Origin of the sequence: Streptomyces sp. NPDC059668, assembly GCF_042734135.1 — a bacterium.
GTDB lineage: Bacteria > Actinomycetota > Actinomycetes > Streptomycetales > Streptomycetaceae > Streptomyces.
This window is the reverse complement of record NZ_JBHWEL010000005.1, coordinates 40,444-58,366: the sequence shown is the minus strand read 5'-3', so window position 1 is coordinate 58,366 and position 17,923 is coordinate 40,444. Positions and strand designations below refer to the sequence as shown.

The window sequence follows — 17,923 nt, the reverse complement described above, 5'->3', positions numbered from 1 at the left end:
CCTGCTCGGGTCGACGACGCACCAGGACGGTGTTTCTCTCCGTGGTTCTCGGGTCGAGCTGTACAGGGATACTGCTGTGGTGCTGTTGACCCGGATCGACGAAGTAGCGGACGAACCCTTGGTGTTGGAGCCGGCTGACCGAAGGGTGGAGTGGGAGACCAACACCTGGTCGCTGGGTGCGACGGACGAGGACAGAAGTTCGCTGTCGGTCGCCGAGGTCGTGGCAGCCTTCGAACGGACTGCTGCCGCCATCCGGGAACGCATTCGCGATATGGATTTTCCCGGAGTGGCGACGTTCTACGTGTGGCACGACCAACAGGCAGGGCAGCTTCGGTGCTCGACCGGTTCTGTGCCCCCGGACGCGTTGCCGTTCAATGGGGCCTATGTGCCTTCCGACGATCTGGGTCCGGTCGTCGCGGGATTTCTGGCCGACAGCGAGCCAGGCTGCATCGCTTGGTCGGACCTCGACGACGTGCAGAGTTTCCCGGAGGAGACCGAGCCGGAGATCACGCCCTTCGGTGTCTGGGTCAGCAGCGTCGGAGCTGCACACTGATTGGTCCCAAGGCAAGAAGAAACCCTCGGGGACAGGTATCCCCATTGCGATCGGTTCGAGCTGCGGGACGACCGGCCCGGTCAACGCCTACGGCCGCAGCAAACTGGCCGGCGAAAGGTAGCTTGCCCGGGAGCTGGAGCTGTCGTTCCGAGGAGGTCCCGCCCGTGACGCAAAGCGGAAAGGCGCCGGCGACCGGCCAGTCGGAGAGGCCTCTCCTCCAAGTCGCGAAGGCAACGAAGGGACAAGCACAAGAACTTCGCAAGGTGAGGTCACAACGCGCCGGGCGATGGTGGTGATCACCTCAGCGGAGGGCTCATGTCAGCCTGCCGGGGCAGTGCTCGGCAGCCTCATCGGCGAAAGCGCAGAGATCGCCAATGAATTGTCGGTAGCTGCCGGGTGCCTCGCGGTCTTTGCTGGGCGGCCCGTCGATCCACTGCTGCCAGAGTCCGTGAGGCGCGAGGAACCGGGCCGTGTTGTCAGCACCGAGCTTGGCGTCGAGCAGCAGAAGCGCGCCGAGGGCGGCTGTCTGGTCGTAGCAGAGGTCGGGGTGCCGCAGGTAGCGGTCGAGGTAAGCGACCAGGAAGTCAGCGTCAGCCCTGGTGCCGAAGATGGCCAGAGCGACGCAGTACGCCTGCCCCGCATAGGGCCCTTCACTGGCGAGCAGGAATTCACCGAGACGATCCCGGAACGCGGATCTGCCGGCCACGGCGACGAGCCAGGCTGCCGTCTTGCGCTCGCGCCACCCTCCATCGAGCAGCGTGTCCAGTTCACGAGGACTGATCTCCCCGGCCGCACGGCCCAGCTTGCGGAGGAAATTGGTCCGGTCGCGTCCGCTCATCCCGAGAAGGCTGCCGCCAAGTTTGAGGTACCGCCGGTCGGGCGTGACGTAACGGCGAATCAACTTGAGCGACTCTTCCTCTTCGTCTGCGCGGCGCACGGCAGCATCCTCGTATGGACGAAGGTGTCAGACCAGCAAATTGGCAGGTCGGGCGCCTCAACCCTGCGGCCCCGGCCGTCTCAGTTCCCATCTCATGCGGCCCTGTTCACGGCCGTTCAGGCAAGACTCGGAACCGTCCCGGCACCTGCAGCCAACCGCCCATGAACCCAGGCGAACGCCCCCGAACGACGCACACCACCAACCCAGTTGGAAAGCGTGCGCATGTGGTCGACGCGTGGCGCTGATTGGTGCGCGGCCGGCGCTGACAGGTCTCTCTTGGCCATCGACGAAGCCCGACCGTCGGTTAGGTCCCGGGTTGCCCCGGGCCGCCCCCAGACAGGACCGGGGATGCAGCTGCTCTACAGAGCTGGACACCTCGGAAGCCGACCGCGCGTCCAAGACCATAGTCGTGGCCACTGACAACCCACCCTGCGAACCCGGCCCCCTCGACTGTGTTCCGTTCATCCCCGCACCACAAGCTCACCGGACCGAACGGGGGACAACGGGGAATCACGGTGAAAGCCGGCGCCTCCGACGAGGCGGCACCTAACCTGTTCATCCAGGTCAGCGCCCAGGCCGCCGTCAAATGACCGCAGCTTCCCGAGCTGACGGCCCGGAAGCTCAGTACGGCCGCGGAATCTCGTGCTCGGCCAACGCAGCCTCGTACCGGGCCAGCAGCGCATCCAGGTTCGCCAGAAGAAGGCGGGCGGACTCCCGAGCTTCATCCAGGTCGCCTCGGTCGCTTGCCTCCACCACCGCGGCCACGTCGCCGCGGAGGATGTGGAGTGAGTCGCCCTGCACCAGGACCCCGGGGAACCGCCTGCCGGGCATACGAACCACGGCGTCGTTGCCACCCTCTGTGAACAGTTCCGCCTCGATACGCTCCATCGGACCATCCAACCTGACATGACCAGCTGACATCAACGATGTTGTGCACAGGCAGCCTTGAGCGATCACACGCGCCGTACCGGTAGGGGCGCGAGAGCCGTTTGAGAGCCACTCGATCCAACTGCTGGGGGATCACTCGTCGAGGGTGCCGGGTATGGGGAGAGGAGCCTCAAGGCGGAGCACGAGTGCGCGTAGGGCGCGGAGTTCGGCGTCCAGTGCCTGCGAACCCTCGCGGGTGAGGGCTACCCACGTTCGGGGGCGACGACCGACGTACCCCTTCTCCACGGTGATCAATCCGCACTCCTCCAGCACCTTCAGGTGCCGGGAGAGATTTCCGTCGGTGACGGCCAGTTGCTTCTTGAGGAAGCCGAACTCGACCCGCTCGACTTCGCGGGCAACGGTGAGGATACCGAGCCGCACGCGTTGGTGGACGGTGTCGTCGAGCGTCTGGGTCGGATGCGGTTCCTCTTGGTCGTCCTGCGTAGCGGTCGAGTCTTCGACGCTCATGGGACGACCGTACCCGCGACCGCGTCACCGGGCGCACCGCAGCGGCGGACCGCTGTCCACTCGTACAGACCGGCGAGGAGCAGGACGGCAGCGAGCAGCAGGGCCTTGACCTGCGGCCCGTCGGCCCAGCCGGGGTGGGCTGGGTGCCGCCAGGGAAGCCATCCACTGCCCCAGGAGGCTCCCAGATAGCCCGTGAGCAGCAGGGCGTGAGCGGTGCCGGCCGCCGCGGCGATCCAGCTGCGTTCGGCAATTCCGACGGCGACAAGTCCGATGCCGACCACGTACCAGGGGGAGGCGTAGCTGTTCTCCAGCAGCACGGCCTCCCACGACTGGTCCTTGCCGAACAGGAGCGACATCAGAGCTGTCGTGATCACAATGGCGGACGCGGCACTCACCCGGACCCACATGCCACGTCGGGGGACGACGCCCCTGACCTCGCCGCGCAGGCGATACCAGCGGGCGAGGGCGAACCATGCCACGGGGAGGAGCGCGAACCACACGCCCCATGCCGCGAAGCGCAGGACGGCTCCGTCGAACTCGCCTTTCAAACACGGTGTTCCTGGTTCGTGGACGACACACAGGCCGGTCAGTTCGGCGTAGGCAAAGGCCGGATAGGAGCCGATCGAACGCCCGTGGGCTCCGAAGTTGAAGGCGTACCGGGCTATCGGAACGGCCGCCAGCGCAAGGAGCCCGAAGCCAAGGAGAGGAGTCCATGCTCCTTTGGTCTGCGCGATGGTCCTCACCCGGAGGCCTTCCGTCGAAGTCAACAAGGCGGCCGCGGCCGTCCTGGGTTCCGATCCCGCGTTGCCCGGCGCTGATGTCCCCATCTGTCCCCCTTGCGGCCGGCGCGTGGCAACGCCCTTGCGCGCACATCCAGTTGATCGCCCACCAGATCTAACTTTGCAACACAAAGTACATGGCAATCAAGAGTAAGTCGCGTCTCGGCAACACCGGAAGGCCTTCCAAGGGCGATCAGCGACCGCGCGACACTTGTGTCATCGGTGCCGAGAGGCGAGCCCGGCTGTGCGCGATCGCGGGCGGATCGGCCTCGCGCTCGCCACGCTGGAGCAGCGGAGCTCGTAGAGGAGTCGCCGGGTCTTGAGGGTGGCCATGGGCTGTCCGACGCATGCGCGGATCTTCGCGTGCGAGCGGTTCACGGCCTGCTGACCTGTGGACAGCGTCTTCCAGCGCCCCCGTGAGGAGGGCGCACGGTGCCGCCGCTCGCAGCCTGAAAGGCACTGCGGGCAGCAAGGCACCGTCTGTCGTCAGCCTGCGCTCATCCACGCGTCCGGGCTGGGCACCAGCACCGCGGAGACCACCGCATGGGACGAGGCCATGACATCGGCCACGAACCGCAGGCGCCCGATGTCGAGTCGGGCCAGTGCCGGACCGTGGTCGGCGGCGACGACGAGGGTGACCGCCAGCAGGAGGAGCCGCCACAGGGCCATGACCGGGCGGCGCGTCGCGCGAGGCAGCTCCGCCAGGGAGGCGTGCAGTCGCTCGCAGTGGAACGGGACGTGGCGCTGCTCGTCGGACAGGATCCGTCCCGCCACCTCCACGGTGAGCGGGTCGTCGGTGCCGTCGCGCAAGGCCCGGTAATAGCGCAGCGCCACCACTTCCGCGATCATCAGCACCAGCAGTTCCATGCGCAGACCCATGAGCCGCCGCAGCCGTACGAACACCGCGTCGCTCCAGTGCCCGGTCAACGTCGGTACGCCTCCCGCGGCCAGCAACCGGGCGAGGAGACGGGCGTGGTTCTGTTCCTCGGCGACGAAGAGGCGGACCGCCTGTGCGTAGTCGGCGTCGCCGGCCTGGTCCGCTTTGCCGACGAGGTTGGCGCCGTCACCGTCCTCGCCGACCTGGAAGCGCTGGACGCCGGCCCACACCGCCGGATGCAGCGTCGCACCCTGCCCCCAGTCCGGATCGCCCTGGGCGCGCCTGCGCTCGCGCTCGTCCTCGAACCGCCTTGTCCACTTGGCGAAGTCTTCGGTCCGCACCCGGTCTCCCCTCTCCGGGACACGGCCTCCGTGTCCCGGAGAGGGACGACGCGTACGGACACCGAACCGTTCCACTCTCGTCGGGTACGCCGCGGGTCGCACGCGCCGTGCGGGTGACCTGTCAACGCGTGGGGGCGGGCGTGGCGTCGAGCGGCGGGCCGGGCGGGAAGCAGCCGGCCAGGGACCGTGCGACGGCGGGAATCCGGGGTCCCGACGACAGGACGGACAGTCGCTGACGGGTGATCAGTTGCCCTTGCTCGCCGGGGCATTGCTCGCCGGGGCATTGCTGCCACCCGGGTCGTCGGTGTGCTGATTCTTCTCGCACGCCCCGTCGGGACCGGCGGCGGCCTGGACGAGGTTGTGTTCCAGGCGTTCGAGGGTGTGCAGGGCGGCCGTTCGCTCGTCGGCGGAGAGGCCCGCCGTGGAGAGGTCCTCCAGGTGGCTCCAGACCTGTTCGACCTCGCGGCGCAGCGCACGGCTGGCCGCCGTGGGTTCGATGAGCGAGGCGCGTCTGTCGGTGGGCGAGGGGCGGCGGCGGACGAACCCGGCCTCCTCCAGGCGCCGGACGGTGCGGGTCATGGTGGCCGCGTCGGAGTCCATCAGCCGTACGAGGTCGGCCTGCCTCTGGGGACCGAGCTCCCACAGGTGCATCATCACCAGCTCCTGGCCCGGATGCAGGCCGATCCGGCGCAGCAGCTGTCCGGCGAACATGCGGTGCAGACGGGCCAGGCGGAAGATCGCGTGACTGACCGGGCCGGCGCCGGCCGCGGCGGGTACCGGGACGGTGACCTCCTGCCCCGCCCCCGCGAGACCCTCCCCGGTTTCCGGCGTGGACTGCGTCATCGGAACCTCCACTTTCCTGCTTGGGCAGCATAAGCCTACCTCTCCACGCGATCCTTGGTGACATCTACGCCGCGACCAGGACATTTACCGGCAGGTAGCAAGGTGTCGCGTGCTTCACATGGGCGAGCGGGAATGGATTCGAGGCAGTTACCTGTTCGGACAGGTGATTTACTTGTTCGGACAGGCATCTGCTGGTGCGGGCTCGTGAGAGCCCGGCCGCGGAGCATTACTCACCGCAGGAGAAGGCCCATGACCACTGCTTTCGATCCGATCGCCCTGGGCGGCAAGCGCCTGGCCAACCGCCTCGTGATGGCCCCGATGACCCGCAGCCGTGCCTACGGCGCCGAGCCGACCGAGCTGATGGCGACGTACTACGCGCAGCGCGCCACCGCCGGGCTGATCGTCACGGAGGGCATCCAGCCCTCGCCGGTCGGCCAGGGCTACCCCGACACCCCCGGTCTGCACACGCCCGGGCAGGTGCGGGCGTGGCGGGCGGTGACCGACGCCGTGCACCGCGAGGGCGGTGCGATCTTCGCGCAGTTGATGCACACCGGCCGGGTCGGTCACCCGAGCCTGCTGCCCGACGGGGCGGTGCCGGTGGGGCCGTCGGCCGTGGCCGCCGAGGGACGCGTCTACACCCATGAGGGGCCGAAGGAGTTCGTGACACCGAAGGAGCTGAGCGCGGCGGAGATCCGGCAGACCGTCGCCGACTTCGCCGACGCCGCCCGCAACGCGGTCGAGGCCGGGTTCGACGGCGTGGAGGTGCACGGTGCCAACGGCTATCTGATCCACCAGTTCCTCGCGCCCAACACCAACCGCCGCACCGACGAGTGGGGCGGCACCGTCGAGGGCCGGATCCGCTTCGCCGTCGAGGTCGTCACCGCCGTGACCGAGGCGATCGGCAGCGACCGGGTGGGGCTGCGGATCTCGCCCGGGAACCGGTTCAACGACATCTCCGAGGACACCCCGGACGAGGTCTACATCGCCCTGCTGGACCGGCTCGCCGGCCTGGACCTGGCCTACCTGCACCTGATGGAGGGGCCGAACCGCGAGCTGACCCCGCGGCTGCGCAAGGTCTGGCCCGGCACGTTCGTGCTCAACCCCTTCACCCACCCCGACGTCACCGGCCCCGGCGCGCTGGGGCTGATCGAGGACGGGAGCGCGGACATGGTGGCCTACGGGGCGCTGTTCCTGGCCAACCCCGACCTGCCCCGGCGCCTCGCCTCCGGCGGCCCGTTCAACGACCCCGACCAGGCCACCTTCTACGGCGGCGACCACCGCGGCTACACCGATTACCCGACCCTCACCGCCTGAGAGCCGGCCGCGCCGGCCGCGCCGAGGCAGCCGCACACCTCGTCACAGCACGTGCGGTCGCCTCCCTCCCTTCCTTCTCACACCTCCCCAGGAGATTTCGATGTCTAAAGCAATGGCCTTCTCCGAGTACGGCACGCCCGAGGTGCTGCGGCCGTCACAGGTCACCCCGCCGGAGCCCGCGCCCGGCCAGGTCCGGATCCGGGTGCGGGCCGCCTCCGTGAACCCCCTGGACCTCAAGGTCCGGTCCGGGCTGATGGCACAGGCCGTGCCGGCACGCTTCCCCGTGGTCCCGGGCCTGGACGCGGCCGGTGTCGTCGACGCCGTCGGCGAGGGAGCCGGTGCGGCCGTCGGGGACGAGGTCCTCGGATTCGCCGTCGGCGGCAGCTACGCCGAGTACGCCCTGCTGGTACGGCCGGTGGCCAAGCCCCCGGCCCTGTCCTGGGAGGTCGCCGCGTCGCTGGTCACGGTCGGCGAGACCGCGTCCCGTGTCCTGCGGCAGCTGGACGCGCGGGCCGGCCAGACCCTGCTCGTCCACGGCGCCGGGGGCAGTGTGGGCACCATCGCCGTACAACTGGCCGTCGCCCGCGGCATCACCGTCGTCGGAACCGTCGGCGAGCACGACGTCGAGCGCCTCACCGCGCTGGGCGCCCGCGCGGTCCGTTACGGCGACGGCTGGGCGGAGCGGGTGAAGGCCGCGGCCCCCGAGGGAGTCGACCTCGTCCTCGACGCGTCCGGCGCCGGTGTCCTCGCCGACTCGGTCGCCCTGACCGGCGACAGCGCGCGTGTGCTCACCATCGCGGACATGTCGGCCGCCGAGCACGGAGTCCGCTTCAGCGCCGGCAGCGTCGACCAGGCCGAGGACTCCCTGCCGCAGCTGGTCGAGCTGGTTCAGCTGGCCGCGGCCGGCGAACTCGACCTGCCCGTGTGGCGTACGTACCCGCTGGACCAGGCCGCCGCCGCCCACCGGGACATCGAGGCCCGCCGCAACAAGGGCAAGGCCGTTCTCCTTCCCTGAACCTCCGTGTGTCCCGAACTCCTGTGCCGCCGCCTCGCCGCCCGAGGTGGCGAGGCGGCCCGGGCCGCAGCCGGCCGGCTCGTGGAGATCCGCACGGGCCACCTGCCCCTGGCCGAACGCCCCGAGGTGCGGCAGCGGCTGATCACCGGCTTCCTCGACCGGCAGCACAGGAAGGGAGGGTGACGGGTAACGGCGGCGGGGGCGAGAAACCGCACGACGTTCCCGGGCGACCCCGGCTCAACACCTCGTTCCGCCCGGACATCCCCCGCGGCGGCGGCCCCCGTCCGGCGCCTCCTCGACTACGGTCGCCGTATGCCCATGGTCACGTCCGGTCCCCACCCGTCCCCAACTCCGCACACCGGCAAAGGTGTCGGCCCGCTGCTGCGCGGCTGGCGGGAGCAGCGCCGGGTCAGCCAACTGGAGCTGGCACTGCGGGCCGAATCCTCCGCCCGGCACATCAGCTTCATCGAGACGGGACGCTCCCGTCCGAGCGAGGAGATGGTGCTGCGGCTGGCCGAACACCTCGATGTGCCGGTACGCGAACGCAACGCGCTGCTGCTGGCGGCCGGTTACGCCCCGCACTACCCGGAAACCCCCTTGGACGCCCCGGCGATGGACGCGGTGCGTCAGGGCGTGGAACGGCTGATCCAGGGCTACGAGCCCTACCCGGCGCTGGTGGTCGACGCCACGTACACCGTGCTCGCCGCGAACCGGGGCGTCGCCATGTTCCTCGACGGCCTCCCCGAGTCGCTGCTCGCGCCGCCGCTGAACGTGATGCGGCTGACCCTGCACCCCGAGGGCCTGGCCCCGCGCATCCGCAACCTCCGGGAATGGCGGGATCACCTGCTTGCGCAGATGGAGCGCCAGATCGCCCTGCGGCGTTCCGAGCCGCTGCGCGCGCTGTACGAGGAGGTGGCCGCGTACCCCGTACCGCCCTCGGATCCGGAGCCGGCGGGCACCGAGGCCACCGAACCGGTTGCCCACTTCGCGCTGCCGCTGCGGATCGAGCACGACGGGCGGATCCTGTCGTTCGTGTCGTCCATCTCCACCTTCAACACCCCGATGGACGTGACGGTCTCCGAGCTGGCCATCGAGACGTTCCTGCCCGCCGATCCCGCGACGGTCAAATACCTCCAGTCACTTGCGTCTTGACGAATGGTCAACGATCCGTTTGAGTCATTTCCGTCCTGTCGGACCCCGTGAAGGTCCCGGGGCCACATGACAGAGTGCTCGGGGGGCTTCGGCGCGTGGGGAGGGCGTGGCGTGAGTGAGCGGCGGGCTGCGCCCACCGTGGGGCAAGTGGTGCTCGGGCGGCGGCTTCAGGAGTTGCGGGAGGCCACCGGCCTGCGCCGGGAGGAGGCCGCGCAGGTTCTGCGCGTGGCTCCGGCCACCGTGCGGCGCATGGAGATGGCCGAGGTCGCCCTCAAGATCCCCTATCTTCAGGTGCTGTTGACGACGTACGGAGTGGCCGACGCCGAGGTCGCCGCCTTCGTCGCGCTGGCCGAGGAGGCGAACCGGCCGGGGTGGTGGCAGCGCTTCCACGACGTGCTGCCGGACTGGTTCAGCATGCACGTCAGTCTGGAGGGCGCCGCCCGCATGATCCGCTCGTACGAGCCGCACTTCGTGCCCGGCCTGTTGCAGACCGAGGAGTACGCGCGGGCCGTGCTGGAGGCGGGGACGGTCGGGCAGACCGGTCCGGAGGCCATCGAGCGGCATGTCACGCTGCGCATGACGCGGCAGCAGCTGCTGCTCGGGCGGGAGAACCGGCCCCACCTCTGGGTGATCATGGACGAGACGGCGTTGCGGCGGCCCGTGAGCATCCGCGGCGAGGTGATGCGCAACCAGATGGACCGGCTTCTGCGGGAGTTGGAGAGCGACGACATCTCGCTCCAGGTCGCCGAGTACGCGAGCGGTCCCCATCCGGGGACGTACACGTCCTTCGCGCTGTTCCGCTTCGCGGAGCCGGAACTGCCCGACATGGTCTACAGCGAGTACCTGACGGGCGCCGTCTATCTCGACTCGCGGCGCGAGGTGGCCACGCATCTGGAGGTCCTGGACCACATGTCGGCCCAGGCGGCCTCCGTCCCCCGTACGAAGGAGATCCTGCGGGAGCTGCGGGACTCCTACTGACGGAGTCCCTGTCCGGGAGGAAGTCCCACGCCCGGCGCGGTTCCGGTCGTCGCCGTCCGCTGCCCGGCGGCCCGTGTCGAAGGGACCGCTGGCTCGCCGCGCGACCCGGTGTCCGCCGCGACGGACTCCCACAGCTTCACGGTCACCTCGTCCAGCAGACCGAATCGCCGGGTCATCCGGCTCAGCACCGACGGAGCGGTCGTCGCTTCGTAGCGCAGCGCGAGGACGCCCATCGCCTCCCAGTGCCGCATGGCCTCCTCGTGCAGGGCGAGGCTGCTCGGCGAAGCGCCCGCGGCGCGCAGGGAGTCGGCCATCAGTTTCAGGCTGGGCACCGCGTAGAGGACCGAGGCGTGGTGGAACAGGCGGCGGGCACCGCGGGTGGCGCGCTCGGGTGGGCCGGCGAAGCACTCCTCGCACAGTGCCTGGTAGCGGCGGATGGCCTCCCGGAAGCGGTCCTCCGCGAAGAACCGCTCCGCCTGACGGGGCAGCGCGCCGCTCAACACCGCTTCGTCCGGGCGGCCTTCGCCGGGGGGCGCGGTGGCGTCGTCGGATATGGCGTAGAAGAAGCCCATGGCGTCGTGCGCCTCGCTCCTGATCCGGTCCCCCGCCGACCGGATCAGGTCGTCGAGGGTCACCACGGCCCGGCAGCTGAACGGCTTCAGGTCGACGACGAGCGAGTCGTGGACCTCGACGTGGCCGTGGTCGTCGGCGATCGTGTCGACGACGACCGCGTGCAGATAAGGGGCGTTGTCGCGGTACACGTCGGCGTAGTTGAGGTGGGCCGTGTTGACCCAGACGACGACCGCCCGGTACCGCTTCAGGAGCGCGGCGAGCTGTGGGCCCGTCGCGTCGAAGTCGACGGGTTCCTTGTGCACGGTGAAGGCCGACCGGGTCATGCCGAGTGCGCCGGCCTCTTCCACCGGGAAGATGTACTCCGGGTACCCGGACTCGTCCAGGCCCGCCTGGAACAGGTAGCCGTCGCCGCGTTCGAAGACGGCCTGCTCCTCGACCGGGCGGCCGGCGATGCCGGCGAGGACGGAGTAGCTGCCGGTCAGGCAGTTGACGGCGGTCTGCTCGTACCGCTCGATGATGTGACTGTTCATCGGTGTCAGCCCCGCAGTTCGAGCGTGCAGCACTTCACGCTGCCGCCGGCCTTGAGGAGCTCGGTGAGGTCCACTCCGATCGGCTCGAAACCGCGCTCGGCGAGCTGCCGTCGCAGCCCCGTGGCCGCCTCCGGCAGCAGCACGTGCCGCCCGTCGCAGAGCATGTTCAGGCCGAAGACCGCCGCGTCCTCGGCACTCGCGAGGATCGCGTCCGGGAACATCTCGCGCAGCACCGCCTGGCTGCCCTCGGTGAACGCCGCGGGGTGGTAGGCGACTTCGTCGGCCGAGAGCACCGCGAGCGCGGTGTCCAGGTGGTAGTACGAGGAGTTCACCAGCTGGAGGCTGGTGACGGGCAGCCCGAAGAACTCCTGGGCCTCGAAGTGCGAGCGCTGGTCGGTGCGGAAGCCCGTGCCCGCGAGCAGTCGGCGGCCGACCACCAGGTAGTCGCCCTCGCCCTCGTTGATGTACTCGGGCCAGTACAGCTCCTCGAACCCCTGGCGCTGGAACCACTCCAGGTAGGCGGGACCCTCCGCGGTGCGCTCGACGTGGCGGAAGCGGGCGCCGAACACCTTGCCGTCGACGACGGTCGCGCCGTTGGCGGCGAAGACCATGTCCGGCAGCCCGGGGACGGGGGCGATCTCCAGCACCGTGTGACCCAGCTCCCGGTACAGGGCGCGCAGCCCCTCCCACTGACGCAGCGCGAGAGCGCCGTCCACGGGTTTGCCGGGGTGCATCCACGGATTGATGGAGTAGGTGACGTCGAAGTGGTCGGGGGGACACATCAGGAGCCGGCGCGGGGTCGCCGTGCGGGTCCTGACGGGTGCGACGGACTGGTTCGCGGTCATGTCTGCTGCTCTCCTCGGTAAGGGAAACGAGACGGGCTGAGGTCGTCGGCGCCGTCGGCGACGGGCGTGGTGCGGGCGACGGCGGCGGCGGTGCTCCCGCCGTCCGGGCTGTTCCATGCGAGAAACCGCCAGCCCGGCACCGCGCCGGGGTTCGTGAGGTCGAGTCCGCGCAGTCCGCCGAGCGTCGTGACGCCCACCTTCACCAGGGCCTCCTTGCGTACCCACAGCCGCAGGAAGGCCCGTGCGGGGTCGGGGTCTGCGCGGACGGCGGCGAGTTCGGCGGGCGCCAGTACCCGGGCGGCCACCCTCGGGTCGAACAGCGCGGTCGCGGCGTCCTCCACGTCCACGCCGACGAGGCCCGGGCCCGCGGCGGCGCCGACCACGCCGCGGGCGTGCGAGAGGCTGACCCGCAGGCCGGGACGGCCTCGGACGAAGGGCCTGCCGTGGTCCTCTCCCCCGCAGTCGCCGCAGAGCTGTCCGAGGACCACGGTGGCCGGGGGCTCACCGGTGAGACGCGCCGCGCACAGCCGGACCAGGACGTGTGCGGCCAGGTAGTCCTCCCGTGCGCCGGCGGAGAGCCGGTCGGCGCGCTCCTGTTCGTAGCGGGCGAGGGTGACCGAGCCGAGGAGCGGCAGGACGTCCGCGGTGGGGCGGAACATGACGAGAGGGGCGTCGTCCGGCAGATGGCCGGCCGGCCCCGAAGGGGATCGGGGGGACGGTGCGGTGGCCGGTCGCGGGAGCTGTCCCGCGGGTGTGCCGGGGCCGGTGTCCGATGGCTGCGGCGGTCGGGTGAGCACTGACGGTCCCTCCGTGCGTCGGTTCGTCCCGCCGCGCGTGGTGGGGCGCCGGGTGGTGTGCGGGGAAGCGGGCCGCGTCAGTGGCCCATGCCGATGCCGCCGTCGATGCGCAGGACCGTGCCGGTGACGTAGCCGGCGTCCTCACCGGTGAGATAGCCGACCGCGGCCGCGATCTCGTCGGACGTGGCCATCCGGCGCATCGGGACGGTCGCGAGCAGGCTCTCGCGCTGCTCCTCGGGCATGGCCGCGACCATGTCCGTGTCCGTGTAGCCGGGAGCGACGACGTTGACGGTGATGCCGTGGGCGGCCACCTCCAGCGCCAGCGACCGGGCGAACCCGATGAGTCCGGCCTTGGAGGCGGCGTAGTTGGTCTGGCCCATCGCGCCGGACAGCGCCACGGTCGAGGACATCAGGACGATCCGTCCCCACCGGGCCCGCATCATGCCCCGCAGTACCGGTTTGACCCCGTGGAACGCGCTGAGCAGATTGGTGCGCAACGGCGCCTCGAAGTCCTCGGCGGTCATGACGGCGAACATCCGGTCGCGGGTGATCCCGGCGTTGACGACGAGTACCTCCACCGGGCCCAGTTCCTCCTTGACCCGCGCGCAGGCCGCGGTGACCGCCTCGGCGTCGGTGACGTCGCAGCGCACGCCGAACAGCTGCTCGGGCGGCTCGCCCGTACGGTGGCTGACCGCGACCCGGTCGCCGCGGGCGGCCAGATGGCGCGCCACGGCCAGGCCGATGCCTCGGTTCCCACCGAGGACCAGGGCAGTACGGGGCATGTGAGGTTCCTTCGTCGTCTTCAGGGCTTGCGGTGCGGGGGTGGCGTCCCGGGAGTGTTCACGCGGTGCGGGCGCTAAGCGCGCTGCTCCGGTGTGGCGTCGGCGAGCCCGTCCAGCGCCTTGCTCACCGCGTTGCCGATCTCGCGGGCGGGGCGGGCGTTCATCATCTCCAGATGGGCGCAGGCGACGCGGTGTTCCACCACCCGGCCCTCGACGTACGGCTCCCACGGTTCGCTGACCGACTCCGACCGGCCCGGTTCGTGCGCGGCGGTGAAGTACAGCGCGTCGCCACGGAATCGTTCGGGACGGAACTGGCCGCGCAGCCGGATCAGGTTCTCGATGACGGCCAGCAACCGCTGTGCGTCGGGCACGACTTCACGTACGGCGGCGGTCTCGGCCTCGATGAGCCGGCGCATCTCCCCCGGTTCCAGTTCCTCGTCGGCGCCGACCATCAGGGTGTCCAGCATCGCGAGCAGTTCGACCTGCTCGCCCTCGGCCTGGAACCGGGCGGCCAGCGAGTGGGCGACCAGACCGCCGAAGGACCAGCCGAGCAGCCGGTAGGGCCCGTGCGGCCGGACCGCGCGGATCTGCCGCAGATAGTCGTCGAGCAACTCCTCGTAGGAGTTCGGGAGTTGTTCGTCCGAGGCGACACCGCGCGCCTGTAGCGCGTACACCGGCTGGTCCGGGTCGAGCCTGCGCATCAGTGCGGCGTAGCTCCAGCTGAGCCCGAATCCGGGGTGGAAGCAGAACAGCGGGGGCCTGCTGCCCCGGGTGCGCAGCGGAAGGAGGACCGCGAAGTCGTCGGCCGGGCCGCCGGCAGGCGGTGTGTGCGCGGGTACGGCCCCGTCCGGGCGCAGTCGTTGGGCCAGCCCCTGGACGGTCGGTGTCTCGAAGAGGTCGCGCACGGTCAGTCCGGTGCGCAGCTCGGCGCGGATGCGGTCCACGAGCCGGATCGCCATCAGGGAGTGGCCGCCGAGGTCGAAGAAGCTGTCGGTGGCCGACACGTCGGGCAGTCCGAGCGCGTCGGCGAACAGGGTGGCGAGGGCGATTTCGTCGGGGGTGGCGGGCGGGCGGCCGGCGGAGGTGCCGAAGCCGGGGTCGGGCAGCCGGTCCCGGTCCAGTTTGCCGCTGGGCGAGAGCGGCAGCCGGTCCAGCGGTACGACGGCCGCCGGGACCATGTACTCGGGGAGCAACCGGGCGGCGGCGGCGCGCAGTTGTGCCGGGTCGGGCGTGGTGCCGGGCACGGGAGTGACGTACGCGACGAGCCGGCGTTCGCCGTGCGGGTCCTCGTGGAGCACGACGGCCGCCTGCGCCACCTCGGGCCGCTCGGCGAGAACCGCCTCCACCTCGCTGGGCTCCACGCGGAAGCCGCGCAGCTTGACCTGGTCGTCGGAGCGTCCGACGTACCGCAGCTGTCCGTCGGAGCGGCGCAGCACCACGTCGCCGGAGCGGTACATGCGCTCGCCGGGTGCCCCGAACGGGTCGGTCACGAAGCGGGATTCGGTCAGGTCGGGGCGGTGCAGATAGCCCTGGGCGAGGCCGGCGCCCGCGATGTACAGCTCGCCGGGCACCCCGACGGGCACGGGCCGCATCCGGTCGTCGAGCACGTACAGCCGGGTGTTGCGCAGGGGGCGGCCGATGGGCGGGGTGTCCTCCTCGGCGCCCGTGCCGTGGCCGCCGGTGACGGACGCGCTGGCGTACACGGTGGTCTCGGTGGGCCCGTAGGCGTTGACGAGCCGGGCGCCCGGCACGGCGGCCCGCAGCCGTCCGGCCACCTGTGGGGACAGCGCCTCGCCCGCGAGGACGAGGTGGTCGACGCGCAGGTCGAGGGCGCCGTCGGCGATCAGCCGGGCCAGCACCGAGGGGACACCACTGACGAGCGTGCCCTCCCATCCGCCGCGTTCACCGATCTCCAGGAGGTCGCGGACGATCTCTATGCTGCCGCCGTTGAGCAGCGGTCCGAGGATCTCGAACACGGAGACGTCGAAGTTGAGGGAGGTCGCGGCGAGCACCCGCCGCAACCCGTCGCCGAAGGCGTCCGCCGCCCAGGCGGTGAGGTTGGTGACGCCGCGGTGGGTGACACGGACGCCCTTGGGCCGGCCGGTGGAGCCGGAGGTGTAGATCACGTACGCCGTGTGGTCGGGAGTCACCTCCCGCTCGAAGGTGTCGTCGTACGCGTCGAGGGCGGCCCGCACGGCGGGGTCGTCCAGCAGGAGCGCGGGGGGCGCGCCGGGACCCGTCCGCAGTCCGGCGAGAGCCGAGGACTCGGTGATCACCAGGGCGGGGGCCGCGTCCCGCACCATGAACGCCAGCCGTTCCGCGGGGTAGGCCGGGTCCAACGGCACATAGGCGGCGCCCGCTCTGAGTACCGCGAGCACGGCCACGACGGTGGCCGCGGAGCGGTTCAGCGCTATGCCGACGAAGGCGCCCTGTGCCACGCCGCGTTCGGCGAGCAGGCGCGCCAGTCGTGCGGAGCGCCGGTCCAGGTCCCGGTAGCCGAGGCTTTCCCGGCCGCAGACGACGGCGGTGGCGTCACCGTGCCGGGCGGCCTGCCGGGCGAACAGGGACACGACGGTGTCGTCGGTGAGGGGCGCCGCGGTGTCGTTCCACAGGTGCAGGACGCGCCGCCGTTCCTCCTCGTCCATCAGCTCGATGTCGGCGAGCGGGACGCCGGGGTCCCTGGAGACCTCGGCGAGGAGGTTCGCCAAGTGGCCGGCGAGGGCGTGGACGGCGGGTGCGTCGAAGCGCTCCGTGTCGTACTCGACGTACACCCAGGCGTCGTCGTCCGACTCCACGAAGGTCAGCATCAGTTCGAACGCCGCCGTCGCGTTGGCGATCGGCATCGTCTCGATGAGCAGCCCGGCCCGCGGGGTGGCCGCGGGACCGGTCCGCACGTGGTTGAGGCCCAGCTGGAACACCGGTTGACGGTCCGCGGAGCGGGGCGGGTTGAGGGCCTGGACCAGCTCGTGGAAGGGCATGTTCTGGTGACGCAGGGCCTGGAAGGTTCGGCCCTGGACATGGCGCAGCAGTGGCAGGAAGCCCTCGTCCGCGTCGTATCGGACGCGCAGCGGCATGGTGTTGACGGTGAGACCGACCACGCTCTCCGAGCCCGGCTGCGTACGGGTGGACAGGGGTACGCCCAGCACGAGGTCGCTCTCCCCCGTGTAACGGCCCAGGACGGCGAAGGCACCGGCGGCGAGCACCGCGAAGAGGCTGGCGCGGTGTTCGCCGGCGAGCTCGCGCAGCCGGGCCACGACGGGCCCGGGCAGGTCGCGGCGGTGCGTGGCCGCCTGTCGGCGGGTGGTGCCACTCGGACGGGCCATGGGCAGGTCGAGGGTGGCGGGGGCGCCGTCGAGTTCGGCGCGCCAGTGGTCGAGGGCCCGGGCCCGGCGGCGGTCGGAGTTGCCGACGAGGGTGGCCTCGACGTGCTCGCCGTAGCTCAGGGCAGGCGGGGCGAGCGGGTTCGGCCGGTGCTCGGCGAACGCCTCGTAGAGCGTGCCGAACTCGCGGGCGAGGACGTCCAGGGAGTGGCCGTCGGCGACGCTGTGGTGCGTGACGAGCAGCAGTACGTGCTGCCGCTCGCGGAGCCGGTACACGGTGGCCCGCAGCAGCGGCGCCCGGTCGAGCGGGAACGGCCGGTCCTGTGCCGCGGCGAAGTGCCGGTCGAGATCGACGGTGTCCGGGGCGTCCGGGTCCGGGGCGGAGAGGTCGATCTCCTCGACGGCGACGCCCGCCTCGACGGCGATCGTCTGCCGCAGTACACCCTCGTGCTCGGTGAAGCTCACCCGCAGCGCCTCGTGCCGCGCGGTCAGCGCGCGCAGAGCGGAGTCGAGGGCACCCCGGTCGAGCGGCCCGGTGAGCCGCAGTGCCAGAGCCAGGTTGTGGGTGCCCGGTCGGCCGTGCGCCGCTTCCGCGAACAGCAGGCTCTCCTGGGCGGGGAGGAGGGGGAGGTTCCTGACCTCGTCGTTCATGGTGAAGTCCCGTCGGCAGGGGGCGGGCAGCGCGAAGGTCCGGCGATGCGGGCGGCAGGGGCCGGGGCCGCACGTGCCGTGCGGTGGTGTGAGGCCGCACGGCGGTGCGGGGCGGCGGGGGCGGTGCTCCGAAGAGCACCACCCGTGGATCGGGCCGGACCGTGTCCGGCGGTTCCCGTCGGGCGGTCGGCGCCCGGCACGGCATCTCACCGCGGTGCCGGATCACCCGGGCGCACCCGTC

At 71.1% G+C, this 17,923-nt stretch carries 17 protein-coding genes and 1 pseudogene; 6 read left to right on the top strand and 12 right to left on the bottom strand.

Annotated elements, in window-relative coordinates:
- Window positions 1-76 precede the first annotated feature (76 nt).
- On the top strand, window positions 77-553 hold the full coding sequence (locus ACFV2J_RS06095) for a hypothetical protein (RefSeq protein WP_385091558.1): 477 nt from the start codon (window positions 77-79) through the stop codon (window positions 551-553).
- Between the two features lie 313 nt (window positions 554-866).
- On the opposite strand, the gene ACFV2J_RS06090 is transcribed toward ACFV2J_RS06095, so the two are convergent.
- The 7 genes and pseudogenes from ACFV2J_RS06090 to ACFV2J_RS06060 all read right to left on the bottom strand — a co-directional run bounded on the left by ACFV2J_RS06090 (window position 867) and on the right by ACFV2J_RS06060 (window position 5,725).
- Window positions 867-1,490, bottom strand: coding sequence for a DUF6000 family protein (locus ACFV2J_RS06090; RefSeq protein ID WP_385091555.1), 624 nt, complete (start codon window positions 1,488-1,490; stop codon window positions 867-869).
- A gap of 621 nt (window positions 1,491-2,111) precedes the next feature.
- On the bottom strand, window positions 2,112-2,378 hold the full coding sequence (locus ACFV2J_RS06085; RefSeq protein ID WP_385091553.1) for a DUF6959 family protein: 267 nt from the start codon (window positions 2,376-2,378) through the stop codon (window positions 2,112-2,114).
- Window positions 2,379-2,510: 132 nt separating this feature from the next.
- Entirely contained in the window at window positions 2,511-2,885 is a 375-nt protein-coding gene (locus ACFV2J_RS06080; protein ID WP_385091550.1) for a winged helix-turn-helix domain-containing protein, read from the bottom strand.
- Window positions 2,882-3,628, bottom strand: a complete 747-nt coding sequence (locus tag ACFV2J_RS06075) for a hypothetical protein (protein WP_385091547.1) — start codon at window positions 3,626-3,628, stop codon at window positions 2,882-2,884. The genes ACFV2J_RS06080 and ACFV2J_RS06075 overlap by 4 nt, the downstream gene beginning before the upstream one ends.
- A gap of 252 nt (window positions 3,629-3,880) precedes the next feature.
- A pseudogene (locus ACFV2J_RS06070) lies at window positions 3,881-4,107 on the bottom strand (hypothetical protein); the annotation flags it as partial.
- A gap of 43 nt (window positions 4,108-4,150) precedes the next feature.
- Entirely contained in the window at window positions 4,151-4,882 is a 732-nt protein-coding gene (locus tag ACFV2J_RS06065) for a ferritin-like domain-containing protein (RefSeq protein WP_385091544.1), read from the bottom strand.
- A gap of 243 nt (window positions 4,883-5,125) precedes the next feature.
- A complete protein-coding gene (locus tag ACFV2J_RS06060; RefSeq protein ID WP_385083265.1) occupies window positions 5,126-5,725 on the bottom strand; it encodes a MarR family winged helix-turn-helix transcriptional regulator in 600 nt (199 codons plus the stop codon).
- Between the two features lie 249 nt (window positions 5,726-5,974).
- Between ACFV2J_RS06060 and ACFV2J_RS06055 the strand changes: the two genes are divergently transcribed.
- From ACFV2J_RS06055 to ACFV2J_RS06035, 5 genes are all read left to right on the top strand, one after another.
- Window positions 5,975-7,039 (top strand): alkene reductase, encoded by a 1,065-nt coding sequence (locus ACFV2J_RS06055; protein WP_385083266.1) that lies wholly within the window; start codon window positions 5,975-5,977, stop codon window positions 7,037-7,039.
- 100 nt (window positions 7,040-7,139) lie between these two features.
- Window positions 7,140-8,054: an NADP-dependent oxidoreductase gene (locus tag ACFV2J_RS06050; RefSeq protein ID WP_385437495.1), complete on the top strand. Its 915-nt coding sequence runs from the start codon at window positions 7,140-7,142 to the stop codon at window positions 8,052-8,054.
- Between the two features lie 6 nt (window positions 8,055-8,060).
- Window positions 8,061-8,237 (top strand): hypothetical protein, encoded by a 177-nt coding sequence (locus ACFV2J_RS06045; RefSeq protein ID WP_385437493.1) that lies wholly within the window; start codon window positions 8,061-8,063, stop codon window positions 8,235-8,237.
- Between the two features lie 129 nt (window positions 8,238-8,366).
- Complete coding sequence (locus tag ACFV2J_RS06040) at window positions 8,367-9,206, top strand: helix-turn-helix domain-containing protein (protein ID WP_385083269.1); 840 nt, start codon at window positions 8,367-8,369, stop codon at window positions 9,204-9,206.
- 111 nt (window positions 9,207-9,317) lie between these two features.
- Complete coding sequence (locus ACFV2J_RS06035; RefSeq protein WP_385083271.1) at window positions 9,318-10,184, top strand: helix-turn-helix domain-containing protein; 867 nt, start codon at window positions 9,318-9,320, stop codon at window positions 10,182-10,184.
- Here ACFV2J_RS06035 and ACFV2J_RS06030 read toward each other — a convergent pair.
- The 5 genes from ACFV2J_RS06030 to ACFV2J_RS06010 form a co-directional block, all read right to left on the bottom strand.
- Window positions 10,178-11,287, bottom strand: coding sequence for a hypothetical protein (locus ACFV2J_RS06030; protein ID WP_385083272.1), 1,110 nt, complete (start codon window positions 11,285-11,287; stop codon window positions 10,178-10,180). The two genes, ACFV2J_RS06035 and ACFV2J_RS06030, sit on opposite strands and share 7 nt — an antisense overlap.
- Before the next feature lie 5 nt (window positions 11,288-11,292).
- Window positions 11,293-12,132 carry a dimethylargininase gene (gene ddaH, locus ACFV2J_RS06025; protein WP_385083274.1) on the bottom strand — a complete coding sequence of 280 codons (840 nt, stop codon included), beginning with the start codon at window positions 12,130-12,132 and terminating at the stop codon, window positions 11,293-11,295.
- A complete protein-coding gene (locus ACFV2J_RS06020) occupies window positions 12,129-12,791 on the bottom strand; it encodes a 4'-phosphopantetheinyl transferase family protein (protein WP_385083275.1) in 663 nt (220 codons plus the stop codon). Before ACFV2J_RS06020 ends, ddaH begins: the two co-directional genes overlap by 4 nt.
- A 215-nt stretch (window positions 12,792-13,006) precedes the next feature.
- A complete protein-coding gene (gene fabG / locus ACFV2J_RS06015) occupies window positions 13,007-13,711 on the bottom strand; it encodes a 3-oxoacyl-ACP reductase FabG (protein ID WP_385083277.1) in 705 nt (234 codons plus the stop codon).
- 74 nt (window positions 13,712-13,785) lie between these two features.
- Entirely contained in the window at window positions 13,786-17,682 is a 3,897-nt protein-coding gene (locus ACFV2J_RS06010) for an amino acid adenylation domain-containing protein (RefSeq protein WP_385083278.1), read from the bottom strand.
- Window positions 17,683-17,923: the final 241 nt, after the last annotated feature.